Origin of the sequence: Flavobacterium maritimum (assembly GCF_040049085.1) — a bacterium.
Lineage (GTDB): Bacteria > Bacteroidota > Bacteroidia > Flavobacteriales > Flavobacteriaceae > Flavobacterium > Flavobacterium maritimum.
Map to the genome: position 1 here is coordinate 178,019 of NZ_JBDLZY010000006.1, position 24,434 is coordinate 202,452.

The window sequence follows — 24,434 nt, forward strand, 5'->3', positions numbered from 1 at the left end:
GATTTTTATATTTAAAATAATCGATTAACGCTAATAGAACTGATTACTTAAAAACGGAATACTGCTGACTAAAATTAATGCGCTGCCAGCCAGTCTTTACCAGCTCCTAAATCCACGTCCAAAGGGACATCGAGTTTAAAAGCGTTTTCCATTTCGTATTTGATTATTGGTTTAATTTTTTCCAGCTCAGAATTGTGAACATCAAACACAAGCTCATCATGAACCTGGAGCAACATTTTGCTTTTCCAGTTTTCGGAAGTTAGTTTTTTATGGATGTTAATCATTGCAATTTTGATAATATCGGCAGCACTTCCTTGAATAGGTGCGTTGACAGCATTTCTTTCGGCGGCTCCACGAACTACTGCATTCGCAGAATTAATGTCTTTCAGATAACGACGGCGTCCTAAAATAGTTTGGACAAAACCATTTTCACGGGCACTTTCTATTTGCTCCTGAATGTATGATTTCAATCTTGGGTAGGTTTGGTAATAAGCTTCAATCAAAGCGGCACTTTCAGAACGGGAAAGTGAAGTTTGGTTGCTCAGTCCAAAAGCAGAAACACCATAGATAATACCAAAGTTTACTGTTTTGGCATGACTTCTTTGCTCACGCGTCACTTCTTCTAATGGAACATTGAATACTTTTGAAGCCGTTGATTTGTGAATGTCCTCATGATGTTGAAATGCTTTAATCATGTTTTCCTCACCACTTAAAGCCGCAATAACGCGTAATTCTATCTGCGAATAATCCGCAGAAACAATGGTGTAGTTTTCGTCTCTTGCGACAAAGGCTTTTCTGATTTGGCGGCCTCGTTCTGTACGAATTGGAATGTTCTGTAAATTAGGGTTATTGGAACTTAAACGACCGGTAGCCGCAACAGTTTGCATGTAGTCGGTGTGAATCCGCTGCGTGATTTTGTCTACTTGATTCGGTAATGCCTCAACATAAGTATTCTGTAGTTTTACCAATTGACGCCAATCAAGTATATCTTTCACAATTGGATAATCAGTAGCCAGATAACTTAAAATTTCCTCGCCCGTGGCATATTGACCGGTTTTGGTTTTCTTTTGTTTGGCTCCGCCAATTTTTAATTTGTCAAATAAAACGTCACCCAACTGTTTTGGTGAAGCGAGATTAAATTTCTCACCGGCAGTTTCGTAGATAGACGCTTCCAAAATCTTAATATCATCGCCTAATGTTTTGGATAAAGATTTCAAGAAATCAACATCGACCCTGATTCCTTCTTTTTCCATGTCGGCCAATACCTGTACTAATGGAATTTCAATTTCATCAAATAATTTTTTGGTTCCCGTCTTGTCTAATTCCAAGGTGAAAATTTCCTTGAGTTGCAAAGTGACATCAGTATCTTCAACAGCATATTCTTTAATGTCTTCCAAAGCGACATCGCGCATTGATTTTTGGTTTTTCCCTTTTTTACCAATTAATGTTTCGATAGATTTTGGGGAATATTTCAAATAGGTTTCGGATAAAATATCCATATTATGACGCATATCCGGATTGATGAGGTAATGCGCAATCATGGTGTCAAACAATTTCCCTTTTACAGTAATGCCATAATTAGAGAGAATTTTTAAATCGTATTTTAAATTCTGTCCAATTTTTTCAATGTTTTCATTTTCGAAAAAAGGAATGAATTTTTCGATTAATGTTTTGGCTTCATCCTGATTTTCTGGAAACGGAACATAGAACCCTTTTCCTTTTTCATATGAAAATGAGACACCAACTAATTCAGCATGCAGAGCGTCCAAACCGGTTGTTTCGGTATCAAAACAAACCGATGTTTGGTTTTGCAGGTTTTGCAATAATAATTTTGTTCCTAAATCACCTTGAATGATTTGATAGGAGTGTTCTGTGTTTTCTAGTGAATTGTAATAGTGATGACGTGTTTCTTCTGAAGTATCCTCAGGAATTGCACTCCCAAAAAGGTCAAACTGATCTTCGTTTTTGGGTTGCGGTTTCTTATATAGTTTGGCTTGGTCAACAGGAGGCGCAGTTGCAGTTAAAGTTCCTCCTTTTTTAAAAATAGCATCAAATTGTTCCGCCATTCTTCGGAATTCCAATTCGTTGAAAAGCGCATCCGTTTTTTCGACATCGGGCGTCGATAATTCATAATCCGTCTCATCAAAAATTACGGGACAATCCAATAAGATAGTTGCCAGAGTTTTAGATAGTAAACCTTTTTCTTTGTTGGCTTCAATATTCTCTTTCATTTTCCCTTTCAGCTTGTCGGTATTAGCCAAGAGGTTTTCCATTGTTCCAAATTCTTTTAGTAATTTCTTGGCAGTTACTTCCCCTACACCCGGTAAACCAGGGATATTATCGGCTGTATCTCCCATCATTCCCAAAAAGTCAATTACCTGATCTGGTCTTTCTATTTCAAATTTCTCTAATACTTCCGGAACTCCCCAGATTTCTATTCCGTTACCCATTCGGGCAGGTTTGTACATGAAAATATTCTCGGAAACCAGTTGTGCAAAATCTTTATCAGGGGTTACCATAAAGACTTTGTAGTTTTGTTTTTCGGCTTGTTTGGCAATAGTTCCTATTAAATCATCAGCCTCGAAACCTTTGACTTCAATAATTGGAATATGCATGGCTTTTAGTAATTCCTGAATATAAGGAACAGCAATTTTTATCGCTTCTGGTGTTGCATCACGATGTGCTTTGTACTCTGGAAAGATTTCATTTCTCAAATTACTTCCGCCATTATCAAAAGCAACCGCTAAATGGTCTGGTTTTTCTCTTTTAATAACATCCATCAGTGAATTCATGAATCCCATAATGGCCGATGTATCCATTCCTTTGGAGTTAATCCTTGGGTTTTTGATAAAAGCATAATAGCCGCGGAAGATTAAAGCATAGGCATCGAGAAGAAAAAGACGTTTTTGAGCAGACATATATTTAATTATGAATTTTGAATCGGTAAAAATAAACAATCGGAATTAAAGTTTAGTTTTAGAGTTAAATTTTAATTAATTAAAATCCAATGCATCCATTTATGTTGTTATTTTGTGTAAAATTTTAATTAAAATGGGTTTTAGACTTCTAATACTTAGCCTTGTACTTCTTGTTGTTGAACTTTATGCTTTTCAGGCATTACGAACTTTAGTTAAGTTAAAGTGGGTTTTGATATCGTATCAGGTTGTAAGTGTACTTCTCTTAATTTTTATTGTTTATTCTTTCATGCAATTTGACCGTTCTGTCGGTCAGACAAAGCAAACTATGTTTACCATGGGGTTGTTACTCTTGGTGTATATACCTAAATTGGTTTTGACTCTTGTTTTGTTAGGAGAAGATGTCTTCAGAATCGGGGCTGGTTCAGTGAATCATTTTATCGTAAAAAATGATGATATATCATTCCTGGCATCCCGAAGAAAATTTATTAGCCAGATAGGAATGGGGTTGGCGGCGGTGCCTTTTTTGTCATTGATTTACGGGATTTTCGAAGGGAGATATAATTATAAGGTAATCAAGCAAAGTATCTTTTTTCCAGATTTACCGGACGCTTTTGATGGTTTTAGAATCACTCAAATTTCGGATGTACATAGCGGTAGTTTTGACAATCCGGATAAGATCAATTATGCTATAGATTTGGTCAATGAGCAAGATTCAGATATGATTTTGTTTACTGGTGATATTGTAAATACCCATGCCAATGAAATGCTTCCTTGGATCGATGTTTTTAATAGAATAAAAAAGCATGAGTATGGTAAATATTCTGTTTTGGGTAATCACGATTATGGAGAATATATTACCTGGCCGACAGAAAAAGACAAAGCGGATAATTTTCAGAATATAAAAGATTTGTATGGGAAAATTGATTTCAAACTGCTGTTAAATGAGCACACTTTTATTGAAAAAGGAAGTGATAAAATTGCTTTGGTGGGAGTTGAAAATTGGGGGCATAATTTTAAGCAAGCTGGTGATTTGAATAAAGCTGCCCAACATGTTAAGAAAGAAGATTTTAAAATTTTAATGTCCCATGATCCTTCTCATTGGGAACATCAGGTGCAACATCATGAGAAGCATTTTCATTTAACATTATCCGGTCATACTCATGGAATGCAATTTGGAATTGAGATTCCAGGTTATTTTAAATGGAGTTTAGCGCAATATGTTTACAAGCAGTGGGCGGGTTTATATGAGAATTTAGGTCGCTATGTATATGTAAATAGGGGATTTGGGTACCATGCTTATCCCGGAAGAGTAGGAATAATGCCAGAAATCACTGTGATTGAACTAAAAAAAGGGCGGAATGTGACTTAATTCGTTAAAAATGCTACATTTGTAAAATAATTATCTCTTTTCGGTAGATTTAGAAAATTAAAATTTTTGGTTTTATGTCAAAATTTGGAGAACTTATAAATGCACAAGTACCTGTGCTAATAGATTTTTACACAGATTGGAACGAGTCATCTGTTTCGATGCATCCTGTAATTAGAGATGTAGCGGCTGCTCTTGGGGATAAAGCCAAAGTCATAAAAATAGACGTGGATAAAAATCAGGAATTAGCCGATGCTTTAAGAATCAAAGGTCTTCCTACCTTAATGATTTATAAAGAAGGTCAGATGATCTGGAGACAGGCAGGTGAATTGGATGCGAACACTATTATTGGTTTGGTTCAGGAACAATTATAGTTGTTACAACACATTTTCCTTTTTGATTTTATTTTTTAGGATTCAATTAAATCGAATTCAAATCCTTTTTCTTTTAATAATTCAAGTGTTTTAGGTAACGCAAATTTTAGATTGTGCGATGCTTTAACACTATCGTGAAATACAATTATACTTCCGGATTTCACGTTTGATACTACATTTTTTAAGCATTGTTCAGGACTTATAGTTTGATCGAAATCGGCGCTAAGTACGTCCCACATGATTATTTTATATCCTAATTGTCTTAATTGTTTGGATTGTTCTGTTTTTATTTTGCCGTAAGGCGGACGAAATAAATTGGTCTTTTGATTAGGCATTGCCAGTTCGCAAAGCTTGACGTTTTCTAAATATTCTTCGGTTGTAGCTTTCCAGCCGTTTAAATGATTGAAAGTGTGATTTCCGATAGAATGTCCTTCCTGAATTACTTTTTCGAATAATTTCGGATGTTTTTGAATGTTATTACCAATACAAAAGAAGGTCGCTTTTACCTCATGTTTTTTTAGCTCTTCCAATACCCACTCCGTAATTTCAGGAATAGGACCGTCGTCAAAGGTTAGGTAAATTTTATTCTTTGTGTTAGGCAAATCCCAAATATAATTGCAGAATAATTTTTTTATAAGCTGCTTCGTTTTTATCCAATAAAAGCTCATTTTTTCGGCGTTTTCACTTAAACTAAAAAATGTAGCACTTTTTTAGGTGCTACATTTTTAGTGGTTAATTTTTTAATATTCATTACTCTTTTTCGCGTCCGAATCGTTCGAACATGTTTATATAAGTGTTGAATGTGATTTTACTTTCGTTATAGAGTGCCAAATCATTATTTTTTTTCATGATTTGTAATAATCCTCTATAGCGTTCAATATCAGTGATGATCTCAATAGCAATGCTTGTTTGGTCTGAAGGTTCAAGTTTGCCATAGTAATTAAGATTCTCTCTGTATTTTTCGATTAGTTTTTTCAAAAGCTCTTGCGCTTTTGCTTTTTCACCTATAGCATAATAGCCTTCTGCAAATGGGTCAATCAAAGAATAATAGTCATATTTTTCCAGTGGCATTTTAGTCATAGCCAAATCGATGATATTTTTAGCTTTGTCTTTTTTGCCTTCAGCAATTAATTGATTCATCAATCGGGATAAGTTCGATCTATAGGTAATGCTGTTTCTTCTGGTTTCCGGGTCGTGATAAATAGAATTACTTTCACTATTTCCCCAATCCCATTTCATAACATTAGAATACATTTTATCAGAATCTATCTGTCCCATATCAAGTGGACTGCCGTCTTGAGGGACAGCATTTTTTATAGGAACCAATTTATAAACCATTCCCTCCAATTGTAAGTAGTCTTTCATCCAAAGATAGTCTTCATTATCAAAGGCACCACCGCTAAAATAAACAGGTCTTTTCCAATTGTTGTTGGCAACAAGGTCAAGCATCATTAATCTGTTTTTATACAAGGCGTTTCCTTTGATTTCGATGTCTATGTAAGGAACAATTGAATCGTAGTATTTTGGAGCAACTACTTTGTTCTTAATAATGATGTTTTTGTCTACAGGGATCCTTATTTTATTGGTTGGGTAGAAATGAATGGTTTGTCCATTTTGCATTTCAACTGTAGATTTAGGGTTTTTAATGAAATTGATAAAATCTTTTATATCCCATCTGCTTTCTATTTTTGGAATATGGGCTACATAATCCAGTTTGTCTCCGACGTATTCATCGTGCACGAATGAAATAGGCAACGGATTGGATTCGTAGGTTTTGGTTTTCATTTGGTCAATATACCAATCGGTCATGAAAAGACTCGTGTTTACGATTTTGACGTCGGTTCTCACTTTTTCAATTTCTTGAGCATACCAAAGCGGAAAGGTGTCATTGTCTCCTATCGTAAACAATATCGCATTGGGATCGCATGAATTGAGGTATGATTTTGCCATTGCTACAGCAGTATATTTTCCGGAACGATCGTGATCATCCCAGTTTTGAGAAGCCATTAAAATTGGAGCAGCCAGTAAACTTGCTCCTAAAATTATCGGTCCGGCAATCTTTGGAGCTAGATAATTTTTGGCAGTTTCGTATAATGAATATACTCCGAATCCAATCCATATCGCAAATACATAAAAAGAGCCCACTAAGGCGTAATCTCTTTCACGAGGTTCGAAAGGTCTTTCGTTTAGGTATATTTTTAATGCAAAACCTGTAAATAAGAATAAGGCCAATAAAACGTAAAAACTCTTTAAGTCTTTGTTGGCGTGATACATCAATCCTATAAGGCCTAAAATAAATGGTAAAAAGTAGTAAACATTACGTCCTTTGTTGTTTAAGACATCAGAAGGTAAATTGTCTTGAGAACCTAAATGCAGGCTGTCCATAAATTTAATACCACTGATCCAATTTCCATTTAGGTTGTCGTATTTTCCTTGAACATCACTTTGACGGCCAACAAAATTCCACATTAAATACCTCCAGTACATATAACCAAACTGGTACTCAAACATAAAACTTAAATTATCTGCAGTGGATGGTTTTTCTACTATCAGATAATCACCATAACTTTTAAGAAATTTAATGTAGCCTTCATTGTCAATTTGTTTTTGAGCATAGGCTTGTCTAAATTCAGTTACGATTTTTTCGACTTCATTTCTTAATTGGGCTATAGCTTTATTGTATTCCTCTTCGGTCAGTTGACCGGCATCAATTCCGTATTTTGCCAAATCATCCTCATAAGGATAGTCAGGGTTTAGTCTAAACGCTGGAGGGTTTGTAAAGTTCATGTAGTTTTCAATGTGTTCTGAACTCCACATTCTAGGCAAAATAGTTTTTTGATTGTCGTCACTATTCTGCTCGGCATTTTTGAAATTATTTGTAATTATGTATTTGCCGGTTTTATAATCTCTTTCGTAATTGGGTTTCTTGTCTAAATACGGTTTGTCTTTGTCTAAGCCAGCAAAGGTTTCGGTGTATTGAGGTCCGTAGAACAATGGGTTTACACCGTATTGTTCTCTGTTGTAGTAGGCTAAAACTTCTGCGGCATCAGAGGGTTTGTTTTCATTTATTACCGTATTGGCATTTGCTCTGATTGGTAACATCATCCAAGTAGAGAAACCAATTAGAATAAATAAGATGCAAAGAATGATGGTGTTATAAAAAACAAGGCCTTTTTGTTTGGTGTATTTTAAACCAAAATAAAAGAAAGCAATAAAGATTAAGGCAACAAAGATTGTCCCTGAATCAAATGGTAACCCCAAATCATTAACCATGAAAACTTCGGTTTTACCAAAGAAAGCCATAGTTAGAGGTAATAGTAATTTAAAAATAAATAATAAAATAGCGATAACAACCACATTTGCAATAATGAAATTTTTCACAGTGACAACTTCATAATTTTTGAAGAAGTATAAAAAGCCTATCGCAGGAATGGTTAATAAGGCCATAAAATGGACGCCAAAAGAAAGTCCGACAACAAGTGAAATAATCAAAAGCCATTTGTCTCCTCTTGGGGTATTCATTTCTTGTTCCCAGCGTAAGCCAAGCCAAAAAAGTAATGCAATTAATAATGAAGCCATGGCGTAAACTTCGGCTTCTACTGCGTTAAACCAAAAACTATCGGAGAATGTGTAAGCTAATACTCCTACTAATGAGCTTCCAAGAATTACAATTTCGTTTTCCTTAGTCACGTCAGAAAAACGGGAAATTAATTTTTTAAGAAGTATGGTGGAAGACCAGAACATAAATAGAATTGTAAAGGCGCTTGAGAAGACGGAAGTCATGTTAACCATTAAGGCAATTTTTGTATTGTCTGTAGCGAACATGGCAAAAAAAGCACCAATCATTTGAAATAAGGGAGCTCCGGGCGGATGACCTACTTCTAATTTGGCCGCTGTTGCAATGTATTCGCCACAGTCCCAAAAGCTCATTGTTGGTTCAACAGTAAGTGTGTACGTTATTAATGCTACTGCAAATGCAAACCAACCTATTATTGTATTCCATTTATTAAAATTGAATTCCGCCTTATTCATGTAATAAAATTTAGATTTTTTTTAAGTTACAAAGAAAATGTTTTTTTGTCTAATGAAACGAGCATTAACAAAAAATTCTAAAAAACTAATGCGATTCTGTAACGTCTTGTTTTTTAGTTTGTTTCGGTTTTTGGGGAAATAAATTCAGGGTTTGGTGAAATTTTTTTTAATAAATTTGCGCAAAAAGCTTGCAGAAAATAAAATTTGTATTAAATTTGCACTCGCTTAACAGCAACACTGATGGTCTATGGTGTAATGGTAACACAACTGTTTTTGGTGCAGTCTTTCAAGGTTCGAGTCCTTGTAGACCAACAGAAAGCCTCTCAAGAAATTGGGAGGCTTTTTTATTTATGAAAAATTAGTGTTCGTGATATTGAAAACGGGCTAATTATTTAAAGTCAATATGCTTTTAAATAATTAGCCCGTTTTTTTTTGGAAGTAAGTTGCTTTTTTTAGATTTTAAAAGCAGGTATTGGTTTAGTGGAATGGTTTACCAGATCTTCGCTAACGCTTCCGTTAAAGAAATGGGATAGAGCAGTTCTGTTGTGTGTACAGATTCCTACTATGTCTGCATTATTGCTATTGGCTAAATTGATTACTCCTTTTTCTATGTTAGCATCGTTGTATGTGTGTAGGGAGTGCTTTTAAGTTAGTTCAATAGCTACTATGAAGAATTCAATATCGACATTTATTATTGTATTAGTAATACATCGTCATAAAAATCTATTTCAGTATACAATTTTTACAGATGGAGAATCGTTCGTATCTTTTTCATAATAAAAAATGTATAAACTGCCGTAATTATACATTCCAGCGCCATCTGGTCGGGTTTCTATAAAATACTCATATTTATTTGTTAAATCTTCAGAGATAAGTGTTACTTCTTCCCAATTTGGGTTGTTGTCCCTTTGAATATAAACTTTAAAAATACTTTGGGGTGTTATAAGGTTGAAATTTTTTATTTCAACTGCACTATACCAAGGGAAAATCCATTCCAAGTCTATAAAATTTAACTCTTGCGGGGTTTTTGACATTTCGCCCACATTAATTTTTACTCTGTCTTTTGCGGTTAAACCTCTCTTATTAGAGACTGTTAATTCAAATTCATAAATTCCTTCTTCCAGTTTGCTTACTTTGGTTCGGAGTGAATTTGGACTTTCCAAATTATAGGAAGAAGGTCCAGATATTTTTTCCCAGACAAAGTTATCAATTGTTTCGTTGTAGGCATACCCTCCCGATAACCAACCAAAATCTATAGGCAATATTACCTGGAAGTCCACTCCTGCAAAAGAAATTAATTCTGAGTTTTCAGCTGAATTTATGGTGAGGGGATTTGTTTTTGGTAGGGATGTTGGCTGATTTTCTTCTGTACATCCACTATTTGTAAGCAGTGTTACGCTAAAAAGTAAAAGCCCTAATAAATTAGTTGTTTTCATAATACTACGATTTAAATGAAACTTTAATTATGTTCTTGTAAACGTAGGTTGTTTTTGTTAGGGTTTATTGTATTGGATTTGTATTGATATTTATTTAAGTAGTAACTTTTGGCAGTTTAAGCTTGTTATTGTAAATTTTAAAATAGTATATAGAATTGTCAAAAAATAAATTTTTGGGACTTGGGTGCAATTATGAAAAATCTATTTTCACATAATGGTCTTTTTTTAAATCAAATTTAAAAAAATATTATTAGAACATTGTTAAAGTTAAATTAAACTCTAATATTTAAAAGACTGATAAAGAGTACTTTAGTGTTAATTGTAAGGTGATGCGTTTAAATATAAAGTGGAAATAGTCGTTGACTTTACTCAGAAAATAATATGTATTTAAAATAATGTAAAAACCTAAAAGTAATTTTTGATATGCTGCTTTTAGATTTATTTACAGAACTTTATCAAAAACACGTTTTGTATTTCTTTTGTATTTCAATAAGATTTTTTTTCAGTTTCCAAAATGTCAAAAATATCTTTTACTAGCAGTATGATAGTATCATCTTTTTTATGTGAGCAACTTTTTAATTTAAAGTAATCAGAGCAATTGTTTGATTCTATGTATTCGATAATATTTCTCACAAATACCATTAAGCTAATGGAAATTTTAGGGTTTTTATAATTGTTTAAAAAGTAAATAAATACGTCATTATGATGTTTAATAAGATTGAAAAGTATTTCAATGTTTTTCAATATTTTTCTTGACGTTTAATATAGTCCTTGTTGACCAACAGAAAGCCTCTCGAGAAATTGGGAGGCTTTTTTATTTATGAAAAATTAGTGTTCGTGATATTGAAAAAAGGGCTAATTATTTAAAGTCAATATGCTTTTAAATAATTAGCCCGTTTTTTTTGGAAGTAAGTTGCTTTTTTTAGATTTTAAAAGCAAGTATTGGTTTAGTGGAATGGTTTACCAGATCTTCGCTAACGCTTCCGTTAAAGAAATGGGATAGAGCAGTTCTGTTGTGTGTACAGATTCCTACTATGTCTGCATTATTGCTATTGGCGAAATTGATTACTCCTTTTTCTATGTTAGCATCGTTGTATGTGTGTAGGGAGTGCTTTTTGACATCAAAGTTAGCAACAAAGTCATTCATGATTTTTTCCGCTGCAATTGTTGTTTTGAAGCTATTTGGAGTGCAAATCATTACTAATTTTAGGTTTGAATCGAAAAGATTAGCGAATTCGACCATTTTTCTGAATGGTTTTTTTGCTTCTTTTGAAAAATCGGAGGCAAAAATAATATTGTTAGCTTGGAATTCTTTGTCTTCTTTTTTAATGACTAAAACAGGAACTTCTGAAAGACGAACTACTTTTTCGGCATTAGAGCCAACAAGTAATTCTTCTAATCCTGAAGATCCGTGAGATCCCATGACAATTAAGTCTATTTCTTTCTTTTTGCAAAAAGCGATAATTCCGTCGAAGGCTCTTTCGAAATGTACGGCCTCAGTGATTTGGATCCCTTTTAAATAAGGGCTTTCTTTTATTTCTTCAAGTTTTTCTTGTGCTTTTTTTATGTATAACATTACTTCTGGGATACTGCTGCCTCCGCTAATTGCGTCGCTCATTTGGTGAGGTAGTTCTAGCATGTGAAGTAAAAATATTTCGGCATTATTTTTTTTGGCGATTTGTGAAGCTGCTTTTAAGGCTTTTTCGGCATGCGATGAAAAATCAGTAGGAACTAAAATTCTTTTCATAATAATGAATGGTTTGATTGTGGGAAAATTCAATTTTTTTTAACGTAAGTATAAAGATAGGGAATTTTTAATAGGAATCAATTATTTAGTTTGTAAAAAAACACTATATTTGCACCGTTATTTATTAAAATCTAGATAATGAGGGGACTAAATGTCCCCTCTTTTTATAAAAATATGACATTTAAAGAAAAAGTAAATACGTTGTTGACAGAGGCTCTGTTAGATAAGCCGTCTATTTTTTTGATTGACTTAACTATCACAGATGCTTTTAAAATTATTGTGTCCTTAGATGGAGATAATGGTGTCGCTTTGCAAGATTGTATTGATATAAGTAGAGCGATAGAGAATAATTTAGACAGAGAAGAGCAGGATTATTCTCTTGAAGTGGCTTCGGTGGGAGTTGGTTCGCCGTTAAAAATGATAAGACAATACAAGAAAAATGTTGGCAGGACCCTGATTGTAAAGACTGCCACAGAAAATATTGAAGCAGAATTAGTTGAAGCTAATGATGATTTTGTAATTTTGTCTTGGAAAGCAAGAGAGCCAAAGAAGATCGGAAAAGGTAAAGAGACAGTTCAAAAAGAACTAAAATTACCTTATGTAGATATAAAAGAAGCAATTGTTACAGTAACATTTTAATTAAAGAATTCGCATGGAAAATTTAGCATTGATCGATTCATTCTCAGAGTTTAAAGATGATAAACTTATTGATCGTGTAACCCTTATGGCTATTTTAGAAGATGTATTTAGAAATGCATTGAAAAAAAAATACGGTTCAGATGATAATTTCGATATCATTATAAATCCTGATAAAGGAGATATGGAAATTTGGAGAAGAAGAGTAATCGTTGCAGACGAGGATTTGGATTTTGAAAACGAAGAGATTACTTTGACAGAGGCTAGAAAGATTGAGGCCGATTTTGAAATTGGAGAAGAAGTTTCTGAAGAAGTGAAGTTAATTGATTTAGGAAGAAGAGCTATTTTAGCTTTGCGTCAAAATTTAATTTCAAAAATTCACGAACATGATAATACAAATCTTTATAAGCAATTTAAAGATTTAATTGGAGATATTTACACTGCGGAAGTGCACCATGTGCGACCTAGAGTTGTAATTTTGGTTGATGATGAAGGAAATGAGATTGTTTTGCCAAAGGAAAAACAAATACCATCAGATTTTTTCCGTAAAGGGGATAATGTAAGAGGTATAATCGAAAGTGTGGAATTAAAAGGAAATAAACCTCAAATTATTATGTCTAGAACTTCTGAGAAGTTTTTAGAAAAATTGTTTGAACAAGAAATTCCTGAAGTATTCGACGGATTGATCATGGTGAAGAAAGTAGTGAGAATTCCTGGTGAAAAAGCAAAAGTAGCTGTTGATTCTTATGATGATAGAATTGATCCGGTTGGTGCTTGTGTGGGTATGAAGGGTTCTCGTATTCACGGAATTGTTCGTGAGTTAGGAAATGAAAATATTGATGTTATCAACTATACTAATAACATTCAATTGTATATAACCAGAGCATTAAGCCCTGCAAAAGTTTCTTCTATTAAAATCAATGAGGAAACAAAAAGAGCTGAGGTGTTTTTGAAATTGGAAGAAGTTTCAAAAGCGATTGGTCGTGGAGGACACAATATTAAATTAGCGGGATTATTGACGGGCTATGAATTAGATGTTATCCGTGAAGGCGATGTTGCTGGTGCTACTGCTGATGAAGACGATGTTGAATTAACTGAGTTCTCAGATGAAATCGAAGACTGGGTTATTGAGGAGTTTGCAAAAATTGGTTTGGATACTGCAAAAAGTATTTTGAAACAAGACGTAGAAGATTTGGTAAGAAGAACAGACCTGGAAGAAGAAACAATTCAGGATGTAATTAGAATATTGAAAGAAGAATTTGATAGTTAGTCATTTCTTCTAACAACACAACAAAAAAGGTAATAATAAAAAGGTTTTATGTCTGAAGAGAGAATTATTAGAATAAACAAGGTTTTAAGGGAATTGAATATTTCTTTAGAAAGAGCTGTGGATTATCTAAAAGATAAAGGGATTGCTATCGAAGCAAATCCAAACACAAAAATTTCTGATGATGTATACAATGTCTTGTGCGGTCAGTTTGCGGGTGACAAAGGGAATAAAGAGGCTTCAAAGGAAGTAGGGGAAGAGAAAAGGAAAGAAAAAGAAGCTTTACGTGTAGAGCGTGAAAAAGAAATTGAAGACAAACGTAAACAAGAAGAAGAGAGATTAAAACAACAAGAAGTTATAAAAGCGAGAGCTGTTGTGACAGGACCTGTTCAGGTTGGGAAAATTGATCTCAATCCTAAAAGGCCAGCAGTTGTTCCGGTAGCTCCGAAGGTTGTTGAAAAAGAAGAAATTCCTGTTGTTAAAGCAAGTGCTGAAAAACCAGAGACAGTTGAGCCTGTTCAAAAAGAGCTTGTTCAAAAAGAACCTTTAGAAGATAAACCTGTTTCAGACAAAAAAGAAGTTAAACCTGTTGTTGGAATAAAAGAAGTTAAAAAAGAAACACCTGTTGCGGACAGTAAAGTGGTTGAAAAGACCGAAGAAGCACCTGTTGATGAAACGATAACGACTCAGTATCAAAAATTGTCAGGTACAACTCTTACGGGTCAGGTAATTGATTTGTCTCAATTTAACAAGCCTAAAAAGAAAAAAGAAGAGCCTAAAATTACTCCTAATAAACCGGGTACTCCTGGTGCAGCTGGAGCTAATAGTGCAAATAAAAATAAACGCAAGAGGATTGCTCCAAAACCTGGCGCTCCTAGACCGCCTGCTACTCCTGGAGTTCCAGGTGCACCAAATCCTAATAAGATTACACCTAATGCTGGTGGAGGTGGGTTTAATGCTAACAGAAGTGCAAGACCTGGTTTTGTAAAAGGAAACAGACCTGCAATTGTTGCAAAAGTGGAGCCTACAGAAGAGGAAGTAAAAAACCAAATCCGTGAGACTTTAGAAAAACTTCAAGGTAAAGGAAGTAAATCTAAAGCGGCTAAATATAGAAGAGATAAAAGAGATACACACCGTCAGAAATCTGATGATGAGCAAAGAGCTTTAGATGAAGGAAGTAAAACGATTAAGGTTACTGAATTTGTTACTGTAGGTGAAATCGCTATTATGATGGATGTGCCAATTACTAAAGTTATTGGTACGTGTATGTCACTTGGAATCATGGTTACCATGAATCAGCGTTTAGATGCTGAAACATTAACGATTGTAGCTGATGAATTTGGTTATGAAGTTGAGTTTATCACTGTTGATATCGAAGAAGCAATTCAGGTTGTTGAAGATAAAGAAGAGGACTTAGTTTTCAGAGCGCCTATTGTTACAGTAATGGGACACGTCGATCACGGTAAAACATCTTTATTGGATTATATTCGTAAAGAAAATGTTATCGCTGGTGAGTCTGGAGGAATTACACAGCACATTGGTGCTTATGGAGTGACTTTGGATAACGGACAAAAAATTGCATTTTTAGATACTCCTGGGCACGAGGCGTTTACAGCGATGCGTGCACGTGGAGCTCAGGTTACAGATATTGCGATTATCGTAATTGCTGCGGATGATGATATCATGCCACAAACGAAAGAGGCGATTAGTCATGCTCAAGCTGCTGGTGTTCCAATTATTTTTGCAATAAATAAGGTGGATAAGCCAAATGCTAATCCGGAAAAAATTAAAGAGAGATTAGCAAGTATGAATTTACTTGTTGAAGATTGGGGAGGGAAAATCCAATCACATGATATATCTGCAAAAACAGGTCTTGGAGTAAAAGACTTATTGGAAAAAGTATTATTGGAAGCTGAGATTTTAGATTTAAAATCAAATCCAAATAAAGCCGCGCAAGGTACCGTTGTTGAAGCTTATCTTGATAAAGGAAAAGGATATGTTTCTACTATATTAGTACAACACGGAACTCTTAAAATTGGTGATTATATGTTGGCTGGTAAACATCATGGTAAAATTAAAGCCATGCATGATGAAAGAGGTCATATAGTTACAGAAGCGGGACCTTCAACTCCTGTGTCTGTTTTAGGTTTAGATGGTGCAGCAACCGCTGGTGATAAGTTCAATATTTTTGAAGATGAAAAAGAAGCGAAACAAATTGCATCTAAACGTTCTCAATTAATGCGTGAGCAATCAGTACGTACGCAACGTCATATTACCCTTGATGAAATTGGACGTAGAATTGCTTTAGGTCAATTTAAAGAATTGAACGTTATCCTTAAAGGAGACGTGGATGGATCAGTTGAAGCATTATCTGATTCGTTCTCTAAATTATCTACTGAAGAAATTCAAATTAATATCATACATAAAGGGGTTGGGGCGATTACAGAAACAGATGTTATGTTGGCTTCTGCTTCTGATGCGATTATTATCGGATTTAATGTTCGTCCTGCAGGAAATGCAAGACAGTTGGCTGATAAAGAGGAAATCGATATCCGTTACTACTCTATTATTTATGCTGCTATCGATGACTTGAAAGATGCAATGGAAGGAATGTTAGCTCCTGAGATGAAAGAAGAAGTCTTGGGTACTGCAGAAATTAGAGAGATATTTAAAATTTCTAAAGTTGGTTCAATTGCTGGTTGTATGGTGATGGATGGTAAAATTGCCAGAAATGCTAAAATTAGAGTTATTAGAGATGGAGTGGTTGTACATACAGGAGAACTGTTGGCACTTAAACGTTTCAAAGATGATGTGAAAGAAGTTTCTAAAGGTTACGATTGTGGTATTCAAATTAAAAACTACAACGACATTGAAGAGAGAGATGTTATTGAGGCTTACCATGAGGTAGCTATCAAAAAGAAATTGAAATAGAATATTATATTATATCTTATAAAAATCCCGATTCGTCGGGATTTTTTTTGTTATAGTTTGAATGTAAGATTTTAGCTTGTAAGTTGTTATTTTTCTTTTTGGTTGACGGTATAAAAATAAAAGGTTCGTTCTTGTAGTGATGGAAATTGAAGCTTTTTAGGAGTGATTTTTATATGTGTTTTTTGTTTCAATTTCGAAAGCCGATAAGTTGGTTCTGGTGGAATATCATCTGTTTGTACCGAATTGGTTCTTAAAACGTTTATATATAATAGGTGTAAGTTTTATAATTTCTATAAATTGGAGACTATTTTAATGATTTTTATATTTTGTACTAGTAGCGGAAGGTGATTCGGGTAGTGTGGGAAGTTTGGTTAAATTAGATGGTTGCTGGATTTTAAGGTTGTAGATAATATACCGGAGTAATTTTTTGCAAAGGTAGGGAAGTAGTATTAGTAAGTCGGGTTTGATTTTTTGTTCTTTTGTTTTCTTGAAATCAAATGTGATTGGGAAAAGAATGTTTTGAGATATTTGTTTTTTAATGATGTCAGGCTATCATCTTTGTGTGAAAGGGTATTGTGGTGTTTTTAAAAGACGTGTTTCTGTTGTTTTTATGATATATGGAAATAGTAAGTGTAAAAAAAAAACCACTCGTTTACGAGTGGTTTTTTAGTAGGACAAGGTCAATGTTGTTTTCTTTACAATATATAGGAGTGAAGTTGTCTGATTAAGTGAGTTTGTTCTTACTTGCTCGGTTTGATTAAAAGTACATTTTTGTATCTCTTTTTTATGTCAGCTAAATTTCTTTCCGCTTCAATTCTTGTCTTAAAATTACCAACCCAAACTTTATAATTAGGTGTGTTGAACACGATAGTGCCGTCAATATTTTCGAATTCCTGTTTAAAATCGGATAAAGTTTTTTTAGCTTTTTCACTGTCCCCACTGAAGATTTGAATTTTATAGCGATCATTTATTGTAAGGGAAGCATTAATTTTTCTTTTTTCATTTAGTAATTGTTCGAATTTTGGGTCTTGATTTACGTTGATATTTTGATTCTGGGCTTGTAGGTAACCAGTTGAAAAACTAAGGAAAACAATAAGTAGGGCGCGGTTTTTAATCGTTAAAATTCTCATAATAAGGTGTTTTTTAGGCAAAAATAATACTTAATGAACGAAAGGGAGTTAAAAATATTATTTAGAATTAATATAAATTGAATTTAAGACTATTTTAAGGTTTTGAGAATAGTTCTTAAGTCGTATTTTTGTCCGAGTTTTAAAAATAATGTATTTGTTTTTTCTGAAAACGATTTAGAAAGAACTGTACCAATTTTAGTGGATAATCATTATACTATATGAAAAAGGTGGGTAACCATAATTCGATCTCAAGGAAATTATATTTTGGCTTAGCTCTAATGCTAATTTTCTCATTGTCTTCATTTGCTCAAGATGCTGCTCCTGCAGCTGCTGATGCTTCTGCGGCTCCTGCTGCAACAGGTGGAGATCCTGCAAAAGGTAAAGAGCTGTTTAATGCTAATTGTGCGGCATGTCATAAATTAGATGCAAAATCTACGGGTCCTGCCCTAAGAGGTGTTGCTTCTAAATATGAAATGTCTTGGATTTACAAATGGGTGCATAATAGTTCTGATTTGATTAAGTCAGGAGATGCTGCTGCAGTAAAAGTTTTTGAAGAAAACAATAAGGCTGTCATGACTGCCTTTCCTCAATTGTCAGAAGGGGATATTGATAATATAATAGCTTATACTTCTGAGCCAAAAGCGGAAGCTCCGGCTGCTGCAGGTGCTACTGCTGCTGTTCCAGGTTCTCCGGCACCGGAAAGTGGTATTTCTAATAATATAATACTTGGAGCTCTAAGCCTTGTTATGGCTATGCTTGTGGTAATGTTGTTTTTGGTGAATAATGTTTTGCGAAAAGTGGCAAAGTCAAATGGTATTGAAGTAGCTCCAAAGGAACCTACAATGCCTATTTGGAAAGCGTTTGCTAAAAATCAATTTCTAGTATTGGTTACTTCAATTTTCTTATTGTTGGCTGGTGCTTATTTTGTTTATGGGTTTTTAATGCAAGTTGGTGTTGATAAAGACTATTCTCCAATTCAACCAATTCATTTTTCACACAAGATACATGCCGGTGATAATGAAGTGAATTGTAAATACTGTCACTCTGCGGCACGTGTGAGCAAAAATGCAGGAATTCCTTCTTTGAATGTTTGTATGAATTGTCATAAAAATATATCTGAAGTGGCTGAGACTACGGCTACTCCTGAATACAGCAAAGCGTTCTATGATGAGCAAATTCAAAAATTATACACAGCGGTTGGATGGGATAAAACAACTCAGACATATACAGGTAAATCTCAGCCTGTAAAATGGGTTCGTATTCATAATTTGCCTGACTTTGTTTATTTTAATCACTCACAACACGTGACTGTTGCTGGAATTGAATGTCAAACTTGTCATGGTCCTGTTCAGGAATTCGAAATTCAAAAACAATTTGCTCCATTAACAATGGGTTGGTGTGTAGATTGCCACAGAAAGACAGATGTTAAAATGGAAGGCAATGAGTATTATACTAAAATCCATGAACAACTTTCTAAGAAATATGGTGTAGACAAATTGACTGCAGCGCAAATGGGAGGTTTAGAATGTGGTAAATGTCACTATTAATCAAATTATTAAGATTTTAATATTTATATATGTCATCAAACAAAAAATACTGGAAAAGTGTTGAAGAACTAGACGGAAATAGTTCTATTGTTGAGGCGCTTAAGAATAACGAATTTGTTGAAGAAATTCCAACTGATGAATTTTTAGGGAATGCAGATGCTTTGTCTTCTTCTTCTACAACACGTCGTGATTTTTTAAAGTACGTTGGATTTAGTACTGCGGCAGCTACGCTTGCAGCTTGCGAAGGACCTGTGTATAAGTCAATACCTTATGTGTTGCAGCCTGAGCAAATTATTCCTGGTGTTGCCGACTATTATGCAACTTCTGTTTTTGACGGTTTTGATTTTGCTAATCTTTTAGTTAAAACTCGTGAAGGTCGTCCTATTAAAATAGATAATAATACTATCGCTGGGGCTAAATTTACTGCCAATGCTAGGGTTCATGCCTCTATTTTATCATTGTATGATAATTTACGTTTGAAAGAACCTAAGATTGAAGGTAAAGACGCTTCTTGGTCTGATGTGAATTCGAAAATTGCTTCAAGTATTGTTGATGCTAAAGCAAAAGGTGGTCAGGTAGTATTGTTAACAAATACATTAGCAAGTCCATCAACTGAAAAGTTGATAGCTGATTTTATTGCTAAGAACCCAAACTCTAAACATGTTGTTTATGATGCTGTTTCTTCTTCTGAAGCACTTGATGCATTTGAGGCTGTTTATGGTGAAAGAGCTTTGGTAGATTATGATTTTTCAAAAGCTTCGCTTATAGTTTCTGTTGGAGCTGATTTCCTAGGAGATTGGCAGGGTGGTGGATATGATTCTGGTTATGCTCAAGGCAGAATTCCGAAAAACGGAAAAATGTCTCGTCATTTTCAGTTAGAAGCTAATATGACGTTGTCTGGTGCTGCGGCTGATAAGCGTGTGCCAATGTCAACTGCAAATCAAAAGCAGGCATTAGTTCATATATATAATATTGTAACCGGTTCTTCTGTAGCTGTAAGTTTAGATGATAAATTTAAAGCAGAGGTTACAAAGGCAGCTCAACAATTAAAAGCTGCTGGTTCTAAAGGTGTTTTGGTTTCTGGTATTGAGGATAAAAATGCTCAATTGTTAGTATTGGCTATTAACCAAGCATTGGTTAGTGAGGCGTTCAGTACTTCTGGAACAAGACAAATCAGAAAAGGATCAAACGCAAAAGTAGCTCAGTTGATTAATGATATGAAAGCTGGAAGCGTTCATACTTTGATTATGAGTGGTGTTAATCCTGTTTATACTTTGGCTGACAGCGCATCGTTTGTTGAAGCGCTTAAAAAAGTTAAAACATCAATTTCTTTTTCTTTAAAAGAAGATGAGACTGCGTTAGTGAGTACAATAGCTGCTCCGGTGCCTCATTATTTGGAGTCATGGAATGATATTAGTATTACAAAAGGTACCTATAGTTTAACTCAGCCTACAATTCGTCCTTTATTCAATACTAAACAATTTCAAGATGTTTTATTGTCATTAAATGGTATTCCTGGGACTTTCTACGATTATTTAAAAGCGAATGCTGCTACAATTATTGCTGGTTCTTCTTGGAATAAAGTATTGCATGATGGTGTTTTTGTGGGTGCAATTCCTGCGGTTTCTGCAGTTTCTGTTGATTATAGTGCCGCTGCAAGTGTTTTGGCACAATCAAAATCTGCTGAAGGTTTCGAATTAGTATTGTATACTAAAACGGGATTAGGAGATGGACAGCAAGCTAATAATCCTTGGTTGCAAGAGTTTCCAGATCCAATAACAAGAGTTTCTTGGGATAATTATGTTACTGTATCGAATGCTGATGCTAAGAAGTTAGGATTGTCTAACGAAATTGTTGCAGATGGTGGTCTAAACGGAAGTTATGCTACTATTGCAACTGCAGATGGTGTTAAGTTAGAGAATGTGCCTGTTATTGTTCAGCCTGGACAAGCAGTAGGTACTTTAGGTTTAGCTTTAGGTTACGGTCGTAAAGCAGCTTTAAAAGAAGAAATGATGGTAGGTTTAAACGCCTATTCACTATATAAAGGTTTCAATAATGTGCAGTCTGTAACATTGGTGAAAGCTGGCGGTGAACATGAATTTGCTTGTGTTCAAGGTCAGAAAACATTGATGGGAAGAGGAGATATTATTAAAGAAACTTCTTTAGAGATATTCAATACTAAAGATGCTAAGGAATGGAATGAAGTTCCGATGGTATCTTTGGATCATAAACTGGTTGAAGCAACCAAAGTTGATTTATGGGATTCTTTTGATCGTTCAGTTGGGCATCATTTTAATTTGTCTATTGACTTAAACGCTTGTACTGGTTGTGGTGCCTGTGTAATTGCTTGTCACGCCGAGAACAATGTACCGGTTGTTGGAAAAGAGGAAGTTAGAAGAAGTCGTGATATGCACTGGTTGCGTATTGACAGATATTATTCGTCTGAGAGTACTTTTGAAGGTGATAATGAAAGAAAAGAAAATATTGCAGGATTGTCCAGTTCATTATCTACATTTAATGAAATGGAAAAAGCTGGAGATAATCCACAAGTTTCATTCCAACCTGTAATGTGTCAACATTGTAATCATGCGCCTTGTGAGACTGTATGCCCTGTTGCTGCAACTTCACATAGCCGTCAAGGTCAAAACCATATGGCTTATAACAGATGTGTTGGTACTCGTTACTGTGCTAACAACTGTCCTTATAAAGTACGTCGTTTTAACTGGTTTTTATATAACAAAAACAGTGAATTTGATTTCCATATGAATGATGATTTAGGACGTATGGTTTTAAATCCTGATGTTAACGTTCGTTCTCGTGGAGTTATGGAGAAATGTTCAATGTGTATTCAAATGACACAAGCAACAATTCTTAAAGCAAAAAGAGAAGGAAGAGCAATCGTTGATGGTGAATTCCAAACAGCATGTTCAAATGCTTGTTCTACCGGAGCAATGGTATTTGGTGATGTGAATGATGCGGAAGCTAAAGTTACTAAACTTGCTGCTGATGAAAGAATGTATCATTTATTGGAGCATGTTGGAACAAAACCAAATGTGATTTATCACGTTAAAGTTAGAAATACCTAGTACAAAAAATAATTAATTAAGAAACAAGATAAAGGATTATGTCGTCTCACTACGAAGCAACCATTAGAAAACCTTTAGTTATTGGTGATAAATCTTATCACGACGTAACAGTAGATGTAGCTGCGCCTGTAGAAGGTAAAGCAAACAAACATTGGTGGATTGTATTTACAATTGCATTAACAGCTTTCCTTTGGGGATTAGGCTGTATAATCTACACCGTATCTACAGGTATCGGAACATGGGGATTAAATAAAACTGTTGGATGGGCTTGGGATATCACTAACTTCGTTTGGTGGGTAGGTATCGGTCACGCAGGAACATTAATTTCTGCCGTATTATTACTTTTCCGTCAAAGATGGAGAATGGCAATTAACCGTTCTGCTGAAGCAATGACTATTTTCTCAGTTATTCAAGCAGGTTTATTTCCAATCATACACATGGGGCGTCCGTGGTTAGCATATTGGGTTTTACCAATACCAAACCAATTCGGTTCTTTATGGGTGAATTTTAACTCACCATTATTATGGGACGTATTTGCAATTTCTACCTACCTTTCGGTTTCATTAGTTTTCTGGTGGACTGGTTTATTGCCCGATTTTGCGATGTTGCGTGATAGAGCAATTACTCCCTTTAATAAAAGAATTTATTCAATATTAAGTTTTGGTTGGAGTGGTAGAGCAAAAGACTGGCAACGTTTTGAAGAAGTATCTTTAGTTCTTGCAGGTTTGGCAACTCCTCTTGTACTTTCTGTACATACAATTGTATCGATGGACTTTGCTACCTCTGTTATTCCAGGATGGCATACCACGATTTTTCCTCCTTACTTTGTGGCTGGTGCGGTTTTCTCTGGATTCGCGATGGTAAATACCTTGTTGATAATCATGAGAAAGGTATCGAACCTTGAAGCATACATTACTATTCAACATATCGAGTTAATGAATATTGTAATCATGATTACTGGTTCTATCGTAGGTGTGGCTTATATAACAGAATTGTTTGTTGCTTGGTATTCTGGTGTAGAATATGAACAATATGCTTTCTTGAACAGAGCTACAGGTCCTTACTGGTGGGCATATTGGTCGATGATGACTTGTAATGTATTTTCTCCTCAATTCATGTGGTTCAAAAAATTAAGAACAAGTATTATGTTCTCTTTTATAATTTCAATTGTCGTAAATATTGGAATGTGGTTTGAAAGGTTTGTAATTATTGTAACATCCTTGCATAGAGATTATCTTCCATCTTCATGGACAATGTTCTCTCCAACATTTGTTGATATTGGAATATTCATTGGAACAATAGGTTTCTTCTTTGTATTGTTTTTGTTATACTCAAGAACTTTCCCTGTAATAGCTCAAGCAGAGGTAAAAACAATATTGAAAGGAACAGGAGATAATTACAAAAGAGAAAGAGAAGCAAATAAAGATTCACATCATGAGTAATAAAGTAATATACGCCATTTATAATGACGATGATATTTTGATGGACGCTGTAAAAAAGACACGTGCAGCGCATTATCATATCGAAGAAGTTTTTACTCCTTTCCCGGTTCACGGATTGGATAAAGCTATGGGATTAGCCCCAACACGATTAGCCATTTGTGCCTTTTTGTATGGTCTATGTGGTATTTCTTTTGGAACATGGATGATGAATTACATCATGATTCAAGATTGGCCTCAGGATATTGGTGGTAAACCAAGTTTTAGTTATATTGAAAACATGCCTGCCTTTGTGCCAATTATGTTTGAAGAAACAGTATTTTTTGCTGCACACTTAATGGTTATTACTTTTTATATGAGAAGTAAATTGTGGCCTTTTAAAGAAGCAGAGAATCCTGATGTGAGAACAACAGATGATCATTTTTTGATGGAAGTTGCTGTTAATGAAAATGAAGAAGAATTAGTTTCTTTTTTTCAAAGTACAGGAGCTGTAGAAGTTAAAGTAATAGAAAAGCAGTAATCATA

At 34.6% G+C, this 24,434-nt stretch carries 16 protein-coding genes and 1 tRNA gene; 10 read left to right on the top strand and 7 right to left on the bottom strand.

Annotated features, from left to right (window positions below; all coding sequences use genetic code 11):
- Positions 1-74 precede the first annotated feature (74 nt).
- Complete coding sequence (gene polA / locus ABEB23_RS14100) at positions 75-2,918, bottom strand: DNA polymerase I (RefSeq protein WP_348813251.1); 2,844 nt, start codon at positions 2,916-2,918, stop codon at positions 75-77.
- A gap of 133 nt (positions 2,919-3,051) precedes the next feature.
- Here polA and ABEB23_RS14105 point away from each other — a divergent pair, with 133 nt between their 5' ends.
- Complete coding sequence (locus tag ABEB23_RS14105; protein ID WP_348813252.1) at positions 3,052-4,287, top strand: metallophosphoesterase; 1,236 nt, start codon at positions 3,052-3,054, stop codon at positions 4,285-4,287.
- 74 nt (positions 4,288-4,361) lie between these two features.
- Positions 4,362-4,658: a thioredoxin family protein gene (locus ABEB23_RS14110; RefSeq protein ID WP_348813253.1), complete on the top strand. Its 297-nt coding sequence runs from the start codon at positions 4,362-4,364 to the stop codon at positions 4,656-4,658.
- A gap of 35 nt (positions 4,659-4,693) precedes the next feature.
- Here ABEB23_RS14110 and ABEB23_RS14115 read toward each other — a convergent pair whose 3' ends face one another.
- Both ABEB23_RS14115 and ABEB23_RS14120 read right to left on the bottom strand, forming a co-directional pair.
- Entirely contained in the window at positions 4,694-5,326 is a 633-nt protein-coding gene (locus ABEB23_RS14115) for a polysaccharide deacetylase family protein (protein WP_348813254.1), read from the bottom strand.
- Positions 5,327-5,408: 82 nt separating this feature from the next.
- Positions 5,409-8,690 carry a glycosyltransferase family 117 protein gene (locus tag ABEB23_RS14120; RefSeq protein WP_348813255.1) on the bottom strand — a complete coding sequence of 1,094 codons (3,282 nt, stop codon included), beginning with the start codon at positions 8,688-8,690 and terminating at the stop codon, positions 5,409-5,411.
- A gap of 241 nt (positions 8,691-8,931) precedes the next feature.
- Between ABEB23_RS14120 and ABEB23_RS14125 the strand changes: the two genes are divergently transcribed.
- Positions 8,932-9,002 (top strand) — tRNA-Gln (locus tag ABEB23_RS14125).
- A gap of 140 nt (positions 9,003-9,142) precedes the next feature.
- Here ABEB23_RS14125 and ABEB23_RS14130 read toward each other — a convergent pair.
- From ABEB23_RS14130 to ABEB23_RS14140, 3 genes are all read right to left on the bottom strand, one after another.
- Entirely contained in the window at positions 9,143-9,301 is a 159-nt protein-coding gene (locus ABEB23_RS14130) for a universal stress protein (RefSeq protein WP_348813469.1), read from the bottom strand.
- Positions 9,302-9,418: 117 nt separating this feature from the next.
- On the bottom strand, positions 9,419-10,126 hold the full coding sequence (locus ABEB23_RS14135; RefSeq protein WP_348813256.1) for a PKD domain-containing protein: 708 nt from the start codon (positions 10,124-10,126) through the stop codon (positions 9,419-9,421).
- Between the two features lie 922 nt (positions 10,127-11,048).
- Positions 11,049-11,873, bottom strand: a complete 825-nt coding sequence (locus ABEB23_RS14140; protein ID WP_348813257.1) for a universal stress protein — start codon at positions 11,871-11,873, stop codon at positions 11,049-11,051.
- A 174-nt stretch (positions 11,874-12,047) separates the two neighbouring features.
- Between ABEB23_RS14140 and rimP the strand changes: the two genes are divergently transcribed.
- Genes rimP through infB form a run of 3 tightly spaced genes read left to right on the top strand, consistent with a single transcriptional unit; the run spans position 12,048 to position 16,707 of the window.
- Positions 12,048-12,512 carry a ribosome assembly cofactor RimP gene (gene rimP, locus ABEB23_RS14145; protein ID WP_348813470.1) on the top strand — a complete coding sequence of 155 codons (465 nt, stop codon included), beginning with the start codon at positions 12,048-12,050 and terminating at the stop codon, positions 12,510-12,512.
- 13 nt (positions 12,513-12,525) lie between these two features.
- Positions 12,526-13,779 (top strand): transcription termination factor NusA, encoded by a 1,254-nt coding sequence (gene nusA / locus ABEB23_RS14150; RefSeq protein ID WP_348813258.1) that lies wholly within the window; start codon positions 12,526-12,528, stop codon positions 13,777-13,779.
- A gap of 48 nt (positions 13,780-13,827) precedes the next feature.
- Complete coding sequence (gene infB / locus ABEB23_RS14155; protein WP_348813259.1) at positions 13,828-16,707, top strand: translation initiation factor IF-2; 2,880 nt, start codon at positions 13,828-13,830, stop codon at positions 16,705-16,707.
- 740 nt (positions 16,708-17,447) lie between these two features.
- On the opposite strand, the gene ABEB23_RS14160 is transcribed toward infB, so the two are convergent.
- Complete coding sequence (locus ABEB23_RS14160) at positions 17,448-17,837, bottom strand: SPOR domain-containing protein (protein WP_348813260.1); 390 nt, start codon at positions 17,835-17,837, stop codon at positions 17,448-17,450.
- Positions 17,838-18,055: 218 nt separating this feature from the next.
- Between ABEB23_RS14160 and ABEB23_RS14165 the strand changes: the two genes are divergently transcribed.
- The 4 genes from ABEB23_RS14165 to ABEB23_RS14180 are packed head-to-tail and all read left to right on the top strand — an operon-like array spanning position 18,056 to position 24,429.
- Positions 18,056-19,384 (top strand): cytochrome c3 family protein, encoded by a 1,329-nt coding sequence (locus tag ABEB23_RS14165; protein WP_348813261.1) that lies wholly within the window; start codon positions 18,056-18,058, stop codon positions 19,382-19,384.
- A gap of 29 nt (positions 19,385-19,413) precedes the next feature.
- Complete coding sequence (locus ABEB23_RS14170) at positions 19,414-22,470, top strand: TAT-variant-translocated molybdopterin oxidoreductase (protein ID WP_348813262.1); 3,057 nt, start codon at positions 19,414-19,416, stop codon at positions 22,468-22,470.
- A 38-nt stretch (positions 22,471-22,508) separates the two neighbouring features.
- Entirely contained in the window at positions 22,509-23,912 is a 1,404-nt protein-coding gene (nrfD, locus tag ABEB23_RS14175) for an NrfD/PsrC family molybdoenzyme membrane anchor subunit (protein WP_348813263.1), read from the top strand.
- The gene (locus ABEB23_RS14180) at positions 23,905-24,429 is read left to right on the top strand and encodes a DUF3341 domain-containing protein (protein ID WP_348813264.1); all 525 of its coding nucleotides are present in this window, start codon (positions 23,905-23,907) and stop codon (positions 24,427-24,429) included. The genes nrfD and ABEB23_RS14180 overlap by 8 nt, the downstream gene beginning before the upstream one ends.
- Positions 24,430-24,434: the final 5 nt, after the last annotated feature.